1 protein-coding gene and 1 pseudogene are annotated in these 1,457 nt (G+C 66.1%); both read left to right on the forward strand.

The genetic code is table 11. The features are described from left to right. Window positions 1-574, forward strand: a pseudogene (locus EOA33_RS35535) (NAD-glutamate dehydrogenase domain-containing protein); the annotation flags it as partial. Window positions 575-647: 73 nt separating this feature from the next. Beyond that, complete coding sequence (locus EOA33_RS35540) at window positions 648-1,391, forward strand: class I SAM-dependent methyltransferase (protein WP_127407710.1); 744 nt, start codon at window positions 648-650, stop codon at window positions 1,389-1,391. Window positions 1,392-1,457: the final 66 nt, after the last annotated feature.

A 1,457-nucleotide genomic window follows, 5' to 3' on the forward strand; every position in this document is an offset into this window, starting at 1 on the left:
TGCGTGCCTCCTGCAGCTCGGCCAGCGCATCGCCGAGCTGCAGGAGGCACGCAAGGTGTTGGAGCCGAAGCTCGCCTCGCTGTTGCCGGCATATTCGCGCGAGCGGATCGAGGAGCGGCGGCATGGGTTGTTCAAGGCCGGGGCACCGGAGAGGCTTGCCGGACAGCTGGCGCTCGCCGATGTCGGGGAACTGATCCCGGATATCGCGCTGACGGCGCGCACCGCCAATGCCGATATCGTCGCCGCGGCGAAGGCCTTCTTCGCCGTCAGCGACGCCTTCCGCATTCCGCGCATCGAGGAAGCGACGCGCGCGATCTCGCCGCCGGACTATTACGACCAGCTGGCGCTTTCACGCGCGGCCGACACGATCGGCGCCGCCCGGCGCGGCATCGCGGTTGCGGCGCTGACCGCCCATGCCAAGGCGGCCGACCCGGTGACGGCCTGGCTGGAGGCCGGCGGCGAACGCGTCGCGCGCATCCGCGAGCGGCTGCAGGCGCTGACCGAGGGCGGCGACATCACTGTGTCGAGGCTGTCGGTGGCATCCGGGCTGATGAGCGATCTGACGGGGATGTAGGCTGAGCAGGCTCGAGGGCGATCATCCAGTTCGGCAGGCACCGACTGACCGTCCCGCCCGCCGCGATGGCGATATGGCAGCGGGCCAGGACATCTACGACGCGCAGTTCGTCAAAGGTGTCTTCGACCGCTGCTCCGGCCAGTACATCACCTTCAGCTGGATCTGCTCGTTCGGCTTCACCGAGCGCTGGCGCCGGCAATGCGTCGAACTGATGCCGGTCTCCCAGGTGCCGCGGCCGACGGGCTACGATCTGATGGCCGGGACTGGCGAAGTCTGGCCGCATCTGCTCAGGCGCTTTCCCGATATCGGCGCCATAACGGCTGTCGACATTTCTTCCGGCATGCACAAGCGCGCGATGGAGCGCTTGCATGCGCATCGCGCCCACAGGATCGCCTTCATCGAGGATGACGTGCTGGCCAGCGACCTGCCCGACGCCAGTGCCGATTTCATTGTCTCCACCTTCGGATTGAAGACCTTCAACAGCGAGCAGCATGCGAAGCTCGCCAGGCTGGTCGCGCGCTGCCTCAGGCCCGGCGGCGTCTTTTGCATGATCGAAGCATCCGATCCAAAAGGCTGGTGGTTGAGGCCGCTTTATCTGTTCCACCTGAAGGTCGTGTTGCCGCTTGTCGGAAGGACCTTGCTCAACGGCGCGCAGGATTTCTCGATGATCGGCACCTCCTCGACCAATTTCGGCGACGCTTCCGCCGTGGCGGAAATGTTGAGGGCCGAGGGGCTCGAGGTCGAGTTCAAGCGCTTCTTCTTCGGCTGCGCGACAGCCGTCGCGGGCAGGAAGCCGGCCGCATTTGCACCGTCATGAAAAACATGCAGACATGGCGCCCGACGCGGGGCGGGCCGAGGGAATCAGCATGGCGGCAATAGAGAC

The sequence above is a fragment of the Mesorhizobium sp. M4A.F.Ca.ET.050.02.1.1 genome (genome assembly GCF_003997725.1).
GTDB lineage: Bacteria > Pseudomonadota > Alphaproteobacteria > Rhizobiales > Rhizobiaceae > Mesorhizobium.